The sequence below is a fragment of the Pseudoalteromonas distincta genome, from assembly GCF_000814675.1.
Classification (GTDB): domain Bacteria; phylum Pseudomonadota; class Gammaproteobacteria; order Enterobacterales; family Alteromonadaceae; genus Pseudoalteromonas; species Pseudoalteromonas distincta.
In genome coordinates, this window is the sequence record NZ_JWIG01000016.1 from 165,954 (window position 1) to 183,360 (window position 17,407).

General features: G+C 39.6%; 17 protein-coding genes and 1 pseudogene. 11 read left to right on the top strand and 7 right to left on the bottom strand.

Annotated elements, in window-relative coordinates:
- Positions 1-32: 32 nt before the first annotated feature.
- The 5 genes and pseudogenes from QT16_RS11315 to QT16_RS20620 form a co-directional block, all read left to right on the top strand.
- Positions 33-1,274 carry an ATP-binding protein gene (locus QT16_RS11315; protein WP_197120610.1) on the top strand — a complete coding sequence of 414 codons (1,242 nt, stop codon included), beginning with the start codon at positions 33-35 and terminating at the stop codon, positions 1,272-1,274.
- Positions 1,271-1,798 carry a response regulator transcription factor gene (locus QT16_RS11320; protein WP_039488464.1) on the top strand — a complete coding sequence of 176 codons (528 nt, stop codon included), beginning with the start codon at positions 1,271-1,273 and terminating at the stop codon, positions 1,796-1,798. The genes QT16_RS11315 and QT16_RS11320 overlap by 4 nt, the downstream gene beginning before the upstream one ends.
- A 27-nt stretch (positions 1,799-1,825) precedes the next feature.
- The gene (locus QT16_RS11325) at positions 1,826-2,248 is read left to right on the top strand and encodes a thiol-disulfide oxidoreductase DCC family protein (RefSeq protein ID WP_039488465.1); all 423 of its coding nucleotides are present in this window, start codon (positions 1,826-1,828) and stop codon (positions 2,246-2,248) included.
- A gap of 121 nt (positions 2,249-2,369) precedes the next feature.
- On the top strand, positions 2,370-2,648 hold the full coding sequence (locus tag QT16_RS11330) for a peptidylprolyl isomerase (protein WP_002959014.1): 279 nt from the start codon (positions 2,370-2,372) through the stop codon (positions 2,646-2,648).
- A gap of 226 nt (positions 2,649-2,874) precedes the next feature.
- Positions 2,875-2,979 (top strand): annotated as a pseudogene (locus tag QT16_RS20620) (peptidylprolyl isomerase); the annotation flags it as partial.
- An 80-nt stretch (positions 2,980-3,059) separates the two neighbouring features.
- On the opposite strand, the gene QT16_RS11335 reads toward QT16_RS20620, so the two are convergent.
- The 6 genes from QT16_RS11335 to QT16_RS11360 all read right to left on the bottom strand — a co-directional run bounded on the left by QT16_RS11335 (position 3,060) and on the right by QT16_RS11360 (position 7,404).
- The gene (locus QT16_RS11335) at positions 3,060-3,407 is read right to left on the bottom strand and encodes an energy transducer TonB (RefSeq protein WP_039488466.1); all 348 of its coding nucleotides are present in this window, start codon (positions 3,405-3,407) and stop codon (positions 3,060-3,062) included.
- A 165-nt stretch (positions 3,408-3,572) separates the two neighbouring features.
- Positions 3,573-4,232, bottom strand: a complete 660-nt coding sequence (locus tag QT16_RS11340; protein ID WP_024591839.1) for a DsbA family oxidoreductase — start codon at positions 4,230-4,232, stop codon at positions 3,573-3,575.
- A 114-nt stretch (positions 4,233-4,346) separates the two neighbouring features.
- Positions 4,347-5,567, bottom strand: coding sequence for a M24 family metallopeptidase (locus QT16_RS11345; protein WP_039488467.1), 1,221 nt, complete (start codon positions 5,565-5,567; stop codon positions 4,347-4,349).
- Between the two features lie 101 nt (positions 5,568-5,668).
- Positions 5,669-6,277, bottom strand: a complete 609-nt coding sequence (locus QT16_RS11350; RefSeq protein WP_007375568.1) for a flavin reductase family protein — start codon at positions 6,275-6,277, stop codon at positions 5,669-5,671.
- Between the two features lie 9 nt (positions 6,278-6,286).
- Entirely contained in the window at positions 6,287-7,009 is a 723-nt protein-coding gene (locus QT16_RS11355) for an SDR family NAD(P)-dependent oxidoreductase (protein ID WP_039488468.1), read from the bottom strand.
- Positions 7,006-7,404: a thiol-disulfide oxidoreductase DCC family protein gene (locus QT16_RS11360; RefSeq protein ID WP_024594554.1), complete on the bottom strand. Its 399-nt coding sequence runs from the start codon at positions 7,402-7,404 to the stop codon at positions 7,006-7,008. Before QT16_RS11360 ends, QT16_RS11355 begins: the two co-directional genes overlap by 4 nt.
- Positions 7,405-7,524: 120 nt before the next feature.
- On the opposite strand from QT16_RS11360, the gene ppc reads away from it, so the two are divergent.
- Positions 7,525-10,170 (top strand): phosphoenolpyruvate carboxylase, encoded by a 2,646-nt coding sequence (ppc, locus tag QT16_RS11365; RefSeq protein ID WP_039488469.1) that lies wholly within the window; start codon positions 7,525-7,527, stop codon positions 10,168-10,170.
- Between the two features lie 159 nt (positions 10,171-10,329).
- Positions 10,330-11,256, top strand: a complete 927-nt coding sequence (gene cdd, locus QT16_RS11370; protein WP_039488470.1) for a cytidine deaminase — start codon at positions 10,330-10,332, stop codon at positions 11,254-11,256.
- Between the two features lie 94 nt (positions 11,257-11,350).
- Here cdd and udp read toward each other — a convergent pair whose 3' ends face one another.
- Positions 11,351-12,106 carry a uridine phosphorylase gene (udp, locus tag QT16_RS11375; protein ID WP_007375563.1) on the bottom strand — a complete coding sequence of 252 codons (756 nt, stop codon included), beginning with the start codon at positions 12,104-12,106 and terminating at the stop codon, positions 11,351-11,353.
- Between the two features lie 464 nt (positions 12,107-12,570).
- On the opposite strand from udp, the gene QT16_RS11380 reads away from it, so the two are divergent.
- The 4 genes from QT16_RS11380 (at position 12,571) to QT16_RS11395 (ending at position 17,402) form a co-directional block, all read left to right on the top strand.
- Positions 12,571-13,680, top strand: coding sequence for an arginase family protein (locus QT16_RS11380; RefSeq protein WP_039488471.1), 1,110 nt, complete (start codon positions 12,571-12,573; stop codon positions 13,678-13,680).
- 129 nt (positions 13,681-13,809) lie between these two features.
- On the top strand, positions 13,810-14,499 hold the full coding sequence (locus tag QT16_RS11385; RefSeq protein ID WP_039488472.1) for a transporter substrate-binding domain-containing protein: 690 nt from the start codon (positions 13,810-13,812) through the stop codon (positions 14,497-14,499).
- Positions 14,500-14,646: 147 nt separating this feature from the next.
- On the top strand, positions 14,647-15,948 hold the full coding sequence (gene paeA, locus QT16_RS11390) for a polyamine export protein PaeA (protein WP_039488473.1): 1,302 nt from the start codon (positions 14,647-14,649) through the stop codon (positions 15,946-15,948).
- Positions 15,949-16,232: 284 nt separating this feature from the next.
- Positions 16,233-17,402 carry an efflux RND transporter periplasmic adaptor subunit gene (locus QT16_RS11395; protein ID WP_024594995.1) on the top strand — a complete coding sequence of 390 codons (1,170 nt, stop codon included), beginning with the start codon at positions 16,233-16,235 and terminating at the stop codon, positions 17,400-17,402.
- Positions 17,403-17,407: the final 5 nt, after the last annotated feature.

Consider the following 17,407-nt stretch of genomic DNA (forward strand, 5'->3'; position numbering starts at 1 on the left):
TAAACATTTGATTGGGCAATAACCTGTTGTTAATGCGTACCGACCCCACCATTAGTCGATTATTAATGCTGCGAAGCGGCGCTATTGCCGTGCAATTAATTGCTGTACTTAGCGTTTATTTTTTACTAGAACATCAAATTGCATTACTGCCTTTACTTATTGTTATTGCCGTTGAGGCTGTGTTTCAGCTTATTAGCCTATTTGCTTATCGTAATGTAAGCCGTGCTAAACCTTTGGGTATGTTGATGCAGTTAACTGCAGACGTATTATTTTTAACGGTTTTACTATCGCTAAGCGGCGGTGCAACTAATGCATTTGTTTCGTTATTATTGCTCCCAATAATGATCGCTGCTGTTACGCTGCGAGAAAAAGGATTAGCTTATATTGCGGTATTAGCCATTGCCGCATACAGTTTGCTACTTATAAAGATGCCCGATCACAGTATGCATCAAATGAATATGAGTGGTCATTTTATTGGCATGTGGGTTAATTTTGTTTTAAGTGCCAGCGTAATCGCACTTGTTATTGGCGCAATGAGCAGGGCACTTAAAGAGCGAGAGCGAATTATTGCAAACGTGCGTGAAAAACAATTGCGTAATGAACAGCTTGTTACCCTTGATGGGGCTGCTGCACAAATCACCCATCAACTAGCGACCCCAATTGCAAATTTACAGCTATTGTTTGAAGAGTTATTAGAAGACCAGCCAAATAACCCTATTGTTAAGCACATGCAAGCGCCGCTTACTCAGTGTAGTACGCAACTTAACGACTTTAGAAAACTCTCAGAGCAATTACGCCTTAAAAATTCGCAAGAGCATACCACCGTAAAGCAACTGCAAACGCAAATTACAGATACGCTTTTACTGCAATACCCTGATCAGCACATTAAATGGATAACGCCACCTATTGCGGCAACGCTATTGAGTGATGCGATGTTATTGCCTGCTATTTTAAATTTATTGCAAAATGCCGCGCTCGCTAATCAAAAACAAGGCCAAACTCAATTAGAGCTGAGTTGGCAGCAAGATAACTTACATAGTGAATGCGTTTACTTGTTAATTCGCGATTTTGGCCGTGGCTTTTCATCATCGCAATTAGCAGAGCTTGGCGGGCAACTTATGCCAAGCGATCAAGGAATGGGGCTTGCTGTGCTTTTATCAAACGTTACTTTTGAGCGTTTAAATGGCTCACTTACCTTGTTTAACCATGCAGATGGCGGCGCTGTCGCCAAAGTTAAACTCGCTATTGTAAACACTGAGAATAACGCCTCATGAAGTTACTTATAATTGAAGACGACATTAATTTAGCCAGCACACTGGCAAGGCGCTTAACTAAACAAAGCTTTGCCTGCGAGGTGGCGCATAATCAAAGTGATGCGTTACTTACCGCGCGTAAACTATTGCCCGACTTTGTTTTATTAGACATGAAACTGGGCGACGATAACGGACTGACACTAATAAAGCCGCTGCGTAGTTTGCTCCCCCAAGCTCATATTGTTTTACTAACCGGGTTTGCAAGTATAGCAACCGCAGTAGAGGCAATGCGTTTAGGCGCAAACGATTACCTTACTAAGCCGGTTGATATGGCAACATTATTAAAAGCGCTTAACACCGATCCTGTGGCATCGGCATCGAATGTTATTGATGATGCGGTTATGTCGCCGGAGCGCTTAGAGTGGGAGCATATTCAACAAGTATTACACAGTAATAATGGCAATGTGTCGGTTACCGCGCGGCAACTTAATATGCATAGACGTACTTTGCAGCGCAAGTTACAAAAAAAGCCGGTGCAGCAGTAATTTATTACTTAATTTAAGGAAAGTGTTATGAGCGATGATGCAGTGACAATAATGCAAAATCAAAAAATTATATTATTTGATGCGCAATGTAAGCTGTGCAGCGCGTGGTGTAACTTTATTATTGCTCACGATAAAAATACTATTTTTAAATTATGCAGCGTGCAATCTCTAAAAGGGGAATTGCTGTTAACGCATTTTGGTTTTTCAACAACTGAATATGCCTCAATGGTGCTTGTTGAAAATGGTAAAGCATTTACCCAAAGCCATGCTTTTTTTAATGTTGTTAAGCAGCTAGGTTACCCATACAAGCTAGCAACTGTATTTAGTATTTTGCCAACTAGGTTTAATAATTGGTTATACGATAGGGTTGCTTTAAACCGCTATACCTTATTTGGAAAATATCAGTATTGCAGAATTCCCAACCCAGATGATGCTAAACATTATTTATAAATTAGGCGTTAATACAATGCAGTAGCGTTAATACACTGCAGTATAAGTAGATGCTAGGTTTATAGGGTTGTGTTAAAATCGCCGCGTTTAATTTTAGCTAACGGTATAAAAGGCTTTTTTCATGGCAAACACAGCACATGCACTTCACATTTTGGTTAAGCACAAAGAAATTGCAGAAGATATTATTAAGCAATTAGGTAAAGGTGCGAAGTTTCAGACCTTAGCTAAAAAGTATTCGTCATGCCCATCGGGTAAAAAAGGCGGTGACTTAGGTGAATTTAGACGCGGACAAATGGTTCCACAGTTTGACAAAATTGCATTTAAAGGCGCAATTTTAGAACCCCACCTAGTTAAAACTAAATTTGGCTGGCATGTAATTAAAGTACTTTATCGTACTTAGTTTATTTAAACTGTTTAATAATTGACGCGTCTTAGCAAGCGTCTATTTCATCACCTATCCTAAATTTACACTTTGACGAACTATGAGTTAGGATGGGTGTCATCTTAGTTTATTGCCTTAGGAACTTCAGCCACAGTTGTTACAAATCCTTCTGGATGGATAGGACACTTGGCCGGTGATTTATTAGGCTGTCTGCGTAAAAATAGGTGCCTGTCTTGCTTAATATCTACCACAGTTCGATAAGGTTGCATTTAAAGGCGAAATTTTAGAGCCCCACCTAGTTAAAACTAAATTTGGCTGGCATGTAATTAAAGTACTTTATCGTACTTAGTTTACTTTTAAGTAAAGAAGTAACCTTCGCTGTATAGAAAAAGGCTGCAATGTGCAGCTTTTTTTAGTTTTAGTTAGTTATTATTTTGCTAAATTAAAATCTATAGTCATTTCTAAGTCTTCATCAACTACCGCAATACCATTAACTACTTTAGGTGCATAACGCCATTTAGAAAGAGAGCGAATCGCTGCTTTATCAAAAATTTTCACAGGCTCAGCTTTAATCACTTTAATATTAACTGGCTTACCAGATGTATCTACATCAAAAGACATTGTCACACTACCTTCAATTTTTTCACGGACACTTTTAATTGGATACTCCGCAGGACTGGGCATTATCAGTGTAGAGTTAGGGCTATCAGGTAGATGTGTTGTCGAACAAGCGGTTAAAAGAAACAGTGACGTCAATGTTGTAATTATATATTTCATTATAAATCCCTTTGTAGGTATTATTATCGATTTGTTAGAGGTCGTTTCTATAATGACACCAAAAGAGATTCAAGGTAAATAATAAATTTGTCTTTTTTGAACTGATGAATATACAAGAAAGGCTGCAATGTGCAGCCTTTCTTAATTTTAAACTTTATTTGTGTATTAAGCGTCTTGCTTAGCTTCTTCTTCACTAATTTGTTTTAGTGCTTGAATGAATGAGTCGCTTGGTTGTCCGCCAGTAAGTGCATACTTATCGTTTATGATAAACGTAGGTACTGACGTAATACCCATCTGTTTAAAGTTGTCTTGCTCTTGGCGTACGTCTTGTACGTATTTGTCTGAATGTAGAATACCGCGTGCAGTTTCTTTATCAAGACCTACTTTTTCAACAACGTCGAGTAGTGCTTCTTCTTGATTTAAGTATTTTAAATCAGTGAAGTGCGCTTCAAAAAAGGCGAGTTTTAGCTTCGTTTGCTTACCTTCTTCACGTGCCCACATTAATAAACGATGCAAATCAAAGCTGTTGATCATGATACGTTTGCCATCAAAATTAAAGGTAAACCCAGCACGCTGACCGGCTTCGAACATGTTTTTACGATTTTCGTCGCCTTGCTCTTCACTTAGGTTGTACTTTTGCATTAAGTGTTCGTTTAAGTCTTGACCTTCAATTGGCATATCTGGGTTTAGTTCAAAAGGATGCCACGTAATATCTGCGCTCATTTCGTCTTTGAGTTGCTCTAGTGCAGTTTCTAGGTTTTTATAACCCACTACACACCAAGGGCACATTACGTCTGAAACGATATCAATTTTAAAGTTTTTCATATTTATCCTTTTGAGGATTGCTTTGGTATAACAGGGGATATTGGGATGAACTGCACTTTATCAATGCCAAACTAAAAAGAGCAGCTAAGCAGCTGCTCTTGAAGGTATTCAGTTTTAAGCGTTAAGGCCAAATGGGTCGTCAATACTATAACTTGGTTGTGTAAACCAATGAGGGCCGTTGTCGGTCATGTAAAAATGATCTTCTAAACGCACGCCAAATTCATCGGGTATAACTAACATTGGCTCGTTACTAAAGCACATGCCTGGGGCAAGTAGGGTTTTATCACCGCCAACTAAGTATGGCCATTCGTGAATATCTAGCCCAATGCCGTGCCCCGTTCGATGCGGGCAACCCGGTGTTTGGTACTGCGGGCCTAGCCCTTGCGCTGCTAAATAGTTACGTGCGCCCGCGTCAACGTCTTCGCACGTAGCACCAATTTTAGCTGCATTAAACGCGGCCATTTGCGCTGCTTTTTCATGATCCCAAAACATCCGTTGGCGCATTGTTGGTTCGCCAAATACATAGGTACGGGTTATATCTGATAAGTAATCGTGTACTTTACAGCCAGTATCAATTAGTACCATATCGCCTTTTTTAAGTATTTGGGCATCTTTAACACCGTGCGGGAAAGACGTTGCAACACCAAATAAAACAATACAAAAATAGTTACCTGGTGCACCTACTTTTTGGTGTGCTTGCTTAATAAAAGCTTCTACTTCGGTGGTGGTTATTCCCTCATAAAGCATGCTTGCTGTGGCTTGATGTACGGCTAAGGTCATGTCCATCGCGCGTTGCATTAAGCTAAGTTCATGAACTGATTTATGCATACGGCAATGCGCCGTTACAGGTTGTGCATTTATGAGGGTTAAACCCATTTGTGCTTTATTAATGCCGTCGAATATAAAAAATTGTGCGCTTTCATCAATGCCAATAGTTGCGTTTTCATTAATGTTTAACTTTTTTAATACTTCGACAAAAAGTGCATAAGGATTTTCGTGCTCTTGCCACCCATGAATAGGTCCCTCTATTACTTTAAACCCGTTTAGTGAACCAATTTCGAAATAAGGCGCAATGTATTGTACTTCACCAAGGGCGGGTAATATCGCGCCAACCATACGTTCGCTCGCGTACCATTTCATGCCTGTAAAGTAGGTAAGGTTGGTGCCAGCGTTTAAATAAATTGCATCTATGTTGTTTGCTAGCATATACGCTTGAGCCTTGGCTATGCGCTCTAAATGTTCGTCAGCTGCGATAGGGGTCAGCGTTTGCGTCATGTTACTTAGGCTTGCCAGCGCTTGCTCGCTTGATTGTGTACCAATACCGATGGTGGTCATATTTTTCTCCTTGGATTTTTAGCTAGTGTGATTAATACCAAGGTAAAATTCAATGTTATGCGATAAGAGGCTATTAGTTTATAGCCTCTTAAAATGGCATATTATTTTTTAGCGTAAGGTAAACGCGTGAGTTTATTACTTGTGTGGTAGCTATCAAGCCCGGTTACTGCCACCGTTTCAATAGCCTGTAAATCTAAAAAGCCATCACTTTGAAGTGCTACTTCATCTAAATACACATCAGTGATTTCACCGATTACAAGCTCTGTGCCATTGATGGCTAAATGTTGGTTTTCTACAAATTTAACCGAGTACTTTAAGCGGCTTTCTTTAACAAAAGGCGCTGCAAAGTCATTTAAATATTCGGGCGTTAAACCTGTCGCCGCAAATTCCGACTCGCCTTTGTCGTAGCGGGCTGATGTTTGATGAGCTTGCTTATAAATAGCTTTATTAACCTGGTTAATGGTGTAACTACCGGTTTCGATTATGTTTTCGAACGTATGTCGAGGCACGCTATTTGGGCGCATTATCATGCCAACTAGCGGCGGGTGAGCACCTAAATGAATAACAGAGCTAACAATGGCGAGATTAGTATTGCCTTGTTTGTCTTGCGTGCCAATTAAGTTGGCGCTTTTAAAACCCGAAAGCGAATTAATTAAATGAGTACGAGTGTGTTTTTCAAGTGCGTTTATGCGTTCTTTAGTAAAATGCATTAAAGGTCCTTACCACGGTATGGTTTTGCCTTGCCAATCTAAGTAGGCAGGCTCACCATTGAGTTCTAAATGAAGGTTATTAAAAGTAAGTGTAAAAAGCTGCTTAGCTACAAATTCAGCTGTAAAGAGTTTTCCAGCGGGTACGTTTTTTTGAAATGGCTTTGAAAGCGCAGTATCAGTAGTCCCTGGGTGAAATAAAACGAGCTTGGTATTTTTAGCTCGGCGTGAAAGCTCAATCGCTGCGGTTTTAAATAGCATGTTAAGAGCAGCCTTAGAGGCGCGATACGTATACCAACCGCCTAATTTATTGTCGTTAATGCTGCCCACACGCGCACTGAGTGCTGTAATAGTACAGTGCGTTTTATGTGTTAAGAGCGGCAAAATACTCTGCAAGCAAAGTAGGGGAGTTAGGGTGTTTGAATTTAGAAGTTGGCTAAAATACTCAGCGTCTAAATCTTCCAGCTTTTTTTCGGGCATATGAGTTTCGTTGTGCAGTGTACCATTGAATATAATAACTTGTTGTATATCGGCATTTTGCTCTTTTAGGTAATTAGTAACGCGCGCTAAACTTTGTTTTGTGTAGTCAGTATGTAGGTGGACAACACTAGAGTCAGATTCAATGCTTTTTGAACTAATACAAACAATCTGATGAGTAGGCGTGTTTATTTGTAAATGTTCTATATATGCATTTGCTATGGCACTGCTTGCGCCGAATAAAACAATGGTTTTCATTTATCACCTTTTGCTTTTAGTCCACATTGGCCGTTACTGCACTGAGTATTTGGCATTAAAAAGCGACTGATGGGGTGCCTATACTTAGCAAATAACAGGTATCCGCAGTCAGCGAAAAAGCGAATTATTGGCAAGCGAAAAATTTTCAACCAGCTATGTTTACCCACTATTTTCCATGCTTCGTACGTTACATCAAGCCCGTAAATCATTTCACCTGATTGCTTTTGGGCTTGCAGGTAGTTCATTGCTTTGTCTTTATCAATATACGAGTAGCGTTCACTAAAGTCGCTCGCGTTAAGATCTTCAAGCGTAATTAGATTTTTAGAGTCTGCGTGTTTTAGTTGCTGCATTTCGGTGCTGCAAAGAGGGCAGTTTCCATCGTAAAAAATGATCATGTAATTGCTTTGTGATTATTTTATATATACTTTTTTACGACAAGACATTGCAAATGGATCTATTAAATATCTCTTCATGATGATATTAATAGTGTCCTACGAAACAAAGGAGAATGAGAAATGAGTGAACAATATGCCGCCTTGCGAGGTAATGTAAATTTACTTGGGCAATTACTAGGACAAACTATTAAGGATGCTCAAGGCCAAGCTATTTTAGATAAAGTAGAAGAAATTCGGGCTTTATCTAAATCATCTCGCAGTGGTAATGAAGACGACAGACAAGCGCTAATAGACGTTTTACATGCGCTTAGTGATGAAGAGCTTTTGCCGGTTGCCCGTTCATTTAATCATTTTTTAAACCTTGCTAATGTAGCAGAACAATTTCATACCGTTTCGCGTTTTAATGACGTTGGCCTTGGTCAACAAAACCCTCTCACTCAAACATTAAAAACGTTAGTTACAAAAGCAGAACAAGGCCAGCTAGATAGTAATCATTTGGCCGAAACACTCTCAAAACTCCACATAAACTTAGTATTAACCGCCCACCCAACCGAGGTGACGCGCCGTACTATTATTAACAAACATGTTGAACTAAGTGATTGCTTAGCGTCATTAGAGCGAAAAGATAACTTACCGCTAGAGCGAGACGCTATTTTAAATCGTATTGAACAGCTTATTAGCCAGGCTTGGCATACCGACGACATTCGTCGCTCTCGCCCAACGCCAGTTGATGAAGCTAAATGGGGTTATGCGGTAATCGAAAACAGTCTTTGGCACGCTGTTCCGCGCTTTTTACGTGAATTTTCAGCCAATGTGAAAGAGCAATTAAGTTTAGAGCTACCAAAAGATTACAGCCCGATTGAGTTCACATCTTGGATGGGTGGAGACCGTGATGGAAATCCATTTGTAACATCGCAGGTTACAGCAGAGGTGCTTGACCACGGTCGTTGGATGGCGCTTAACTTATATATTCAAGATTTAAAAACGTTATGCGCTGAACTCTCTATGTCAGATGCCAGTGATGAGCTTGTTGAGCTTGCAGGTCAAGACTTTGAACCATACAGAGCGGTGATCAAAAAGCTTAAAAACCAAGTTGCAGAGACCGTGGCTCACCTGGGCGCTAAAATTAAAAATAAGCGTAGCGATTCACAAGATTTAATTACTGATATTAATCAGCTTAAGCACCCTGTAGAGGTCTGCTACCGCTCGTTATTAAAGTGTAATATGAAAGTAGTTGCTGATGGCTTATTGCTTGATTTACTGTACCGTATTAATAGCTTTGGCTTGCGTTTAGCTAAACTCGATGTGCGCCAAGATTCGTCTCGTCACAGCGATGTTTTTTCTGAGCTGACTCGTTATTTAGGTTTAGGCGACTACAACCAATGGCAAGAGCAAGATAAACAAGCTTTTTTACTTACTGAACTTAACTCTCGCAGACCGCTTATTCCAAAACATTGGCAACCAAGCCCTGATGTTCAAGAAGTGCTAGACACCTTTGATGTTATTGCTAAGCAAGACGAACAAACATTTGGCTTGTATATTATTTCGATGGCGCGAACAGCATCAGACATTTTAGCAGTACAATTATTGCTAAAAGAAAGCGGCTGTAGCTTTGATTTACCAGTAGCACCCTTGTTTGAAACACTCGATGATTTAAACGCAGGCAGTGATGTAATTACTACATTACTTGATAATGTTTGGTATCGCGGGCACATTAAAAACACCCAAAATGTAATGATTGGTTACTCTGATTCTGCTAAAGATGCCGGCATGATGGCAGCAGGTTGGGCGCAGTACGAAGCAATGGATAAATTAGTACAACTTGCTGATGAGCGTGGTATTGAACTTATTTTATTCCACGGACGTGGTGGCACAGTAGGGCGTGGTGGCGCACCTGCTGCACAAGCGCTGCATTCACAACCGCCAGGCTCTTTAAAAGGTGGTTTGCGTGTAACCGAGCAAGGCGAGATGATTCGCTTTAAATTTGGTTTACCTGATGTAGCACTGCAAAGCTTAAATATTTACGCAGGTGCAGTACTACAAAGTAACTTATTACCGCCGCCGGAACCAAAACCGCAGTGGCGCGAAGTAATGAAGCTAATAAGTGAGGAGTCGTGTGAACACTACCGTAATGTAGTTCGCCACGATGAAAACTTTGTACCTTACTTTAGAATGGCAACGCCTGAGCTTGAGCTGTCTAAGTTGCCGCTTGGCTCGCGTCCAGCAAAACGTAATCCTAATGGTGGCGTTGAAAGCCTGCGTGCTATTCCATGGATTTTTGCGTGGAGCCAAAACCGTTTAATGCTTCCTGCATGGTTAGGTGCGTTAACTGGCTTAAAAGCTGCGCTTAATAAGTACGGCGCAGAAACACTCAACGAAATGAGCCTACAGTGGCCGTTCTTTAGATCGCGCCTAGAAATGCTAGAAATGGTATTTAGTAAAGCCGATTGCTGGTTGAGTGAGCATTACGATAATGCGCTGGTGGAAGATATGTACAAACCATTGGGTGTAACACTTCGTAAAGAGCTTCAAGAAGCCATTAGCTTGGTGCAATCACTTAGCCCACAAAAAAGCCTACTCGCCGAACAACCTTGGATTAAGGAGTCGATTAGTTTACGTAATCCGTACACCGATCCACTTAACCTATTACAAGTTGAGCTTTTACGCCGTGCTCGCTCAGAGGAAAAACGAAATGAAGGTGACATTGATAATGCGTTAATGATCACGATGACAGGTATAGCAGCAGGTATGCGTAATACCGGCTAACGTGCTATTTGTTAGGTATACCAATTAATTATTTTGTTAGGTATACCAGTTAAAATTAAAGGGAGCACGCGATGTGCTCCCTTTTTTTGCGTTAAATAGGCTGGTATTTAACACCCTAACCTTTTAAACTACTTAGCCATTGAATAATTAAAAAATATTATGGCTTCAGCAACTTTTACTGTACAGCAAGATACAGCACTTACAAATTCGCACTTCACATTAAGCGTAGCGCAAACAGCGTCATTACGTAGTCAATTAAAATCACAACGTGGCATATTAAATTCTAATAATATTAAAGTATTATGCGCGCAACTCAATGTGTCTGATGATGTATTACTACAAGGTTTAGTACCTTTAGCTTCTGAGTATGCCGTTGCGCCAGTGTCAGGTTTTCATGTAGGCGCAATTGTTAAAGCACTTGATGAAAAGGGTGAGGTAAACTTTTACTTTGGTGCAAATGTAGAGTTTGATCATCAAGCATTGAGTTTAGTGGTTCATGCAGAGCAATCGGCTATAAATAACGCATGGTTAAACGGCGCTAAAAAAATAGTTAAAATTGCGATTAGCGATGCGCCTTGTGGGTATTGTCGCCAGTTTATGAACGAACTCGCTGATGCGAAAGAGTTTGATATTTTACTTCCTGATCAGCAATTTAAACTTGCTGAATTACTGCCGCATTCATTTGGACCTACCGATTTAGGTAACGAATTTAGCTTGTTTAACCCAAAACCACAGCAAGGTAATTTTAGCTTTGATGGCCTTGATGAAACCCTTGCGCGTTTTGCACTTAATGCGTACGTGCCTTACAGCCAAAACTTTAGCGCCGTAAAAATAAGTACATTTAGTGATGGTGATTTTTACGGAAGTTACGCCGAAAATGCAGCTTACAGTCCAAGTTTATCGCCACTACAAAGTGCACTAAGTCAGTTCTTTTTAGCTGGGCTTAGCTTTAACGAAAGTACGGTGAAGGGAATAACATTGCTCGAAACAGCGGGTCGTGAAAACCAGTCGCAAGTGGCAAAAGCTGTACTTGCCAGTTTTACGCATTTACCAGCACTTAAAGTAATTAGCGCACCACTTAAATAGTGGCTTGCATACAATAAAGCACAGCCGGAGCTGTGCTTTATTAAAGCGAGCCATTCTATCGAATTAACTCACTCACTGACTGCTATAACCTGTATTAATCAAGTAATACTTTAGCTGCTTCTAATACTACTGCTACAGATTTACGCTCAATTTCACCGTGGTCTACATTTGGTATTTCTTGGCGAGTACGGTTAACAAGTACGCCTGCTACACATGCTGCTTGTAATCCAAGGGCTGCACACATAGTAAATAATGTTGCCGATTCCATTTCGTAGTTCATCACGCCCAATTTTTGCCACTCTTCGCAGCTACCTTGTAGTGATTTAGGAACGTAACCAGAGTGCGTATCGTAACGCTCTTGCCCTGGGTAGAATGTATCGCTTGATGCAGTAATACCAATATGAAAATCGATATTTAGGTTTTTACATGCTTGTACCATAGCTTGTGTTGCATAAAAGTCAGATACAGCAGGGTAGCTAAGTGGTGCAAAATGTTGGCTAGCTCCATCTAAACGTACAGACGCTTGGCTAATTAAAATTTCGCCTTCGTTAATGTGTGGCTGAATTGCACCGGTTGTACCAATACGTAAAAATTTACGCACGCCAAGTTGTGCTAATTCTTCTACTGCAATCGACGTAGATGGACCACCAATACCTGTAGAACATATAACCACAGAGTGGCCGTTTAATTGACCTAAATAAACATGAAACTCGCGAGTTTGAGCAAGGCAGGTTGGGTTGTCTAGGAATTGTGAAATACGTGCTGCACGATCTGGATCGCCCGGTACAATCGCAAGTTTTGCACCTTTAAGATCGTCAATACATAGTCCTAAGTGAAATACCTTTTCCATAGCTAAGCCTTTTATAATAATTTGTTGTCAATCTAGCATGATTGCTAGAAACATTTATCAAGTACAGGACGATTGTCCGTTTTATCTTAACTCTTCCAATAAAGCCTTAATAATTTTAAGGGCTAATTTGATTTATTCACCAACTATGAATATTCACTCAAGTACTTATATACGTAGCCTTGTTACGCTGTTGACATGTTCAAGCAGACATAATAAGTATCACTCAAGCGCGTAACTACGATTAAATGAATGATTACAAATTTTCATTAATATCAAATAAATTCAATGGCTTAAATTTGTAGTGAACATGTAAAAACTAACGTGTTTACTTATATTAAGCACTGACTTATTTAGCAAAGTGGCATTTATTTGAAGTTTAGGCATTTTTAGTGATTTTGCATAACTAATCAAAAGTAATCAAAACTAATTAGCTACGTACAGAATAAAAACCAAAGGAGTTTATTATGAGCACACAATTTGAAGCATTTAAAAACAAAGTTGAGCACTGTTTGTGCGCACCGGGTGATGGCGTATACACAGTAAATACTGCAAAAGAGCGCAAAGCCGCACTGCGTAATAAACTTTATGGACAAACTGAAAACGTTGATAATTTGTGGCGCGAGTCTTTAAACGAATTACCAAACTCACCACATAAAGCCGTTATGTTAGGTATTAGTTCAGACTGTGGCGGTGGGATATTACGCGGCGCAAACTGGGGGCCGTTGTTTGTGCGCTCAGCATTAATTGATCAGCAACCTCAGTGTCATTCGTTTGATTTGGGTGATGTACGTGTGATCCCACATTTACTTCATGACAAATACCTAAATGATGCAACCATTTCTAATTGCCAAAAAGCCTTATATGGTGATGAAGATAACGACTATTACGTAAGCCCATTATCAATCACTGAGGATGTATGCGACAGTTTTTACGCAACGTTTAAAGATAAAGGATTATTTGGTATTGGTGGCGATCACTCAATTAGTTACCCACTTACTAAAGCGTACTTAAAAGCAAAACGTGATCAAGGTAAGCGCACGGCTATTATTCACTTTGACGCGCATACCGATTTACTTGTGGAGCGCTTAGGTATTGATTTATGTTTTGGCTCGTGGTGTACACATATACTAGAGTTTTTACCGGCGCCGCATCATTTAATACAATTTGGTATACGCTCAAGTGGCAAGCCTAAAGCGCATTGGGAAAATACTTTTGGTGTTAAACAGCACTGGGCACATGAAATCATTGAACGCGGCGCAGCAGCGGTTGCTGCCGACGCTATTGCACAGTTAAAAGCCGATAACGTTGATGAAATATACGTAAGCTTTGATATTGATGCACTTGATGCTGAATTTGCATCCGCCACAGGTACACCAGAGCATCACGGTTTAACGCCTCAGCATGCGCTTGATATTTTATCAGCCATTGCGGATGAGTTTCCTATTACAGGTGCAGATATGATGGAGATAGCGCCATTTACCGACAGCTCTTTAGTTGGTCAATCAAGCTCAGAAACGACGCTTAGAGAAGGCGCTAAAATTTCAGCCTTTTTAATTAGTGCAATGAACAAGTAAGCTGTAGAAGCTATAGATACTAGCACTATCAGCGTATAAGTGTGCATTACATGACTAAAAACTAGCAGTTCATAAAGCCTCAGCTATATTTATTAAATACATATAATGAGTTAGTTGAGGCCTCGCTAGATGAAATTGTTGATCTTTTTATTGTTCATTAGCTGTATTAAAGTTGATGCAGCTGAAATTACAATAGTAACGGAAGTATTTCCGGACTTTCAGTATATTAATGAAGATAACAAACTCGTTGGCCGCTCTGTCGATAAAGTTCATAAAGCGCTAGAAGGTACAGGTATAAACTACACTATGTTGGCGCATAGTTGGGCCATATCCTACAATGCAGCGCTACGCGATAAAAACACCTGTATATTTTCGATTGTTCGATTACCTAATAGAGAAAGTAAGTTTAACTGGGTAGGCGAACTGGAAAGCTTTGACTCTGCCATTTATGGTCTAAAGTCCAGAGGTATAAAGTTAAACACTCTCAATGATGCTAAAAAATACAAAATAGCAGTACTGCGTGATAACTTTAGTCATCATTATTTGCTTGAAAGGGGCTTTAGTGAAAGCAAGCATTTATTACTCATAGATAGCCTAGATAAAATAGATAAACTCATAAGCACTCGTCACCATATACTTGATTTTGTTATCCTCAACAAAAAGCAATTTAACTATCGAGTTAAAACAGAACCTAAGCTTGAGTTACTAGAACCATTACTTGATTTAAATACAACTCAGTCTCCGTTATTTTTTGCCTGTAATATAAATATGGATCCGGCTTTAGTTTCTCAATTAAAAGTCGCCTTTAATAAAATTTAAGCACTTTAAACTCACTGTTTTACCTCTTAAATAATTGAAAATTAATAGCTTAAATATATTTCGTAAATATAAATTGCTGCGTTTAAAAAACCGATTATAATCCAGCTGCTTTTTGTTTAAAAAAGCGCTAACTTATTGGAGCGTTAAATGGGTGATTTAATCGGGATTAGCTTATTGATCTTGATCAGTGCGTTGTTTGCTATGTCAGAAATAGCAATTGCAGCGTCGCGTAAAATAAAACTGCGGGTAATGGCAGATGAAGGAAATATAAAAGCAGCAGCGGTATTAAAGCTACAAGAAAATCCAGGGGCTTTTTTTGCCATGATCCAAATTGCACTCAACGCGATTGCGATATTGGGTGGTATTGTGGGTGAGCAGGCTTTATCGCCTTATGTTGAAAGTGTTTTAGTGCTTTTTTATCAAGGTGCACACTTAGAAAAAATTAGCTTTTTATTCTCATTTTTTACTATTACATCTCTGTTTATCTTGTTCGCCGATTTAATGCCAAAACGTTTAGCGATGATCATGCCAGAAGCTGTCGCTGTTAGAGTCGTTACAATAATGCGCTGGGTAACCTTTGCCTTAACTCCGCTAGTGATGTTTTTTAATGGGGTAACGAACTTTGTGCTGCGCTTATTTAAAGTGCCTGCTGAGCGAGAAGACAACGTTACAACTGAGGACATTGTTGCCATGATGGAAGCGGGTGCTGCATATGGTAGTTTGCAAAAGCAAGAGTATGAACTCATTGGTAATGTGTTTGACCTAGAAGCGCGGTTTTTATCAAGCGTAATGACGCCACGCGACCAAATTGTCTATTTTGATTTAAACGAATCTAGCCATAATATTGCGACCAAAATTATTGACCACCCTCATAATCACTTTTTAGTGGTGTCAGGAAATTTAGATAAATTGCATGGCTCTGTTGAATCTAAAGATATTTTACGACAAGTACTAAAAGGCGAAGCCGCCAATATAAACGATGAGCTGATTGATAAAGATGTTTTTTACTTACCGGAAACATTAAGCCTATCAGAAGCTTTAAATGCGTTTAAAAGCGCAGCAAAGCCATTTGCTGTTGTCGTAAACGAATATGCGCTTTCGGTAGGTATTGTAACGGTAAAAGACTTAATGAAAGGGTTTATGGGTGATTTAATTACTCATCAAGGTGATGAATTAATTATAGAGCGCGATAAAAATTCATGGCTTGTAGATGGGTTAACTCCAATTACCGATTTAGCAAAGGTACTTGATATAGAAGAATTTCCTGATCAGATGCACTATGAAACTGTCGCTGGATTTTTAATTTACAGTATGAAGCGAATCCCTAAACGTGCAGAGCATTTAACTTTTTCAGGCTTTAAGTTTGAAGTTGTTGATGTAGAGGGAATTAGGGTAGAGCAGTTGTTAGTTTCAAGAGTTATTAATCCACAGAACGACAACCCCCTTTAAAAAGTAAGATAGTCGTTTATATAAATAGCCAAGCTGTTTTTGCTTGGCTTTTTTGTGCCTATTTAAAAGCTCTGTGCTTAAAATGAGTGATTATTTCAACCTGTTTAATTGCTTTATTTTCAAACAGCTCTGATTCTATTTTCATCAAATTAACATTAAATGCTACCTAAGGCGTATATTGTACTCAATAGTGTAAGTTTGTGTAAATTTCTCCTTATTAAGATTCATTATCAGCGCATTTTAATTTAGAATGATCGTTCACTCTAAACTAAAAGGTATTTAACATGCAGCGTTCCCGCATCGCTTTATTTGTATTGTCAGCCCTCGTCGGTTCTGTTGCTTTAACTGGTTGTGATCAGGCTGCTGAGCAGTCACAAGCTTCAGCTCCTAAAGCTGTCCCAGTGGGTGTAATTACAGTAAAAAGCCAAGCGCTTACTCTCAAAAAAGAACTTCCTGGTCGTATTAGTGCATTTCAAATTGCTGAAATTCGTCCACAAGTAAGTGGTATTGTGCAATCTCGTTTATTTGTTGAAGGTAATGAGGTTAAACAAGGCCAAGCACTGTATCAAATAGACCCTGCTACATTTGAAGCAGACTTAGCAGCAAGTGAAGCAAGCGTAGCGCGCGCAGAGGCAAGCATTGCCAGCTCTAAATCAAAAGCATCGCGTTATAAAGAGCTTTTAAAAATTAAAGCCGTGAGCCAACAAGATTTTGATGAAGCAGATGCCGCATACAAGCAAGCTAATGCTGAATTATTAACAGCTAAAGCGCAGTTAAAATCAGCGCAAATTAATCTCGATTACAGCCACGTCTCTTCTCCTATTAGTGGTCAAATTAGTAAATCAAGTGTAACAGTGGGTGCACTTGTAAGTGCCAATCAAAGTACAGCACTTGCTACAGTAACTCAGTTAGATCCAATTTATATCGATTTAACACAATCAAGTAATGAGCTTACCCAACTTAAAAAAGCAATATCATCAGGTGCTCTAACTGTCGATTCGGCTAGTCAAACTGACGTTGAACTTATTATGGAAGATGGCTCTATTTATCCTCATAAAGGCACATTACAGTTTTCTGAAGTGACAGTTGATCCAAGTACTGGCTCAGTAACACTGCGTGCTAAATTTTCAAACCCAGAAAAATTATTACTGCCTGGCATGTATGCCCGAGCTTCTATTGTGGAAGGTGTTAAAGCGGGTGCTATTTTAGCTCCGCAACGTGGCGTTAGCCGTAATTCAAAAGGCGAACCAACAGCAATGGTTGTCAGTAAAGACAACACAGTAGAAAGCCGCGTATTGAAAGTAGATAGAACTATTGGTTCTGATTGGCTTGTTACTGATGGCCTAAGTGATGGCGATAAGTTAATAGTAGAAGGTTTACAAAAAATCCGCCCTGGTGCACCTGTGAACCCATCTGAAATTCAATCGTCTGCTAAAGCCGATCAAGCGCAATAACGGAG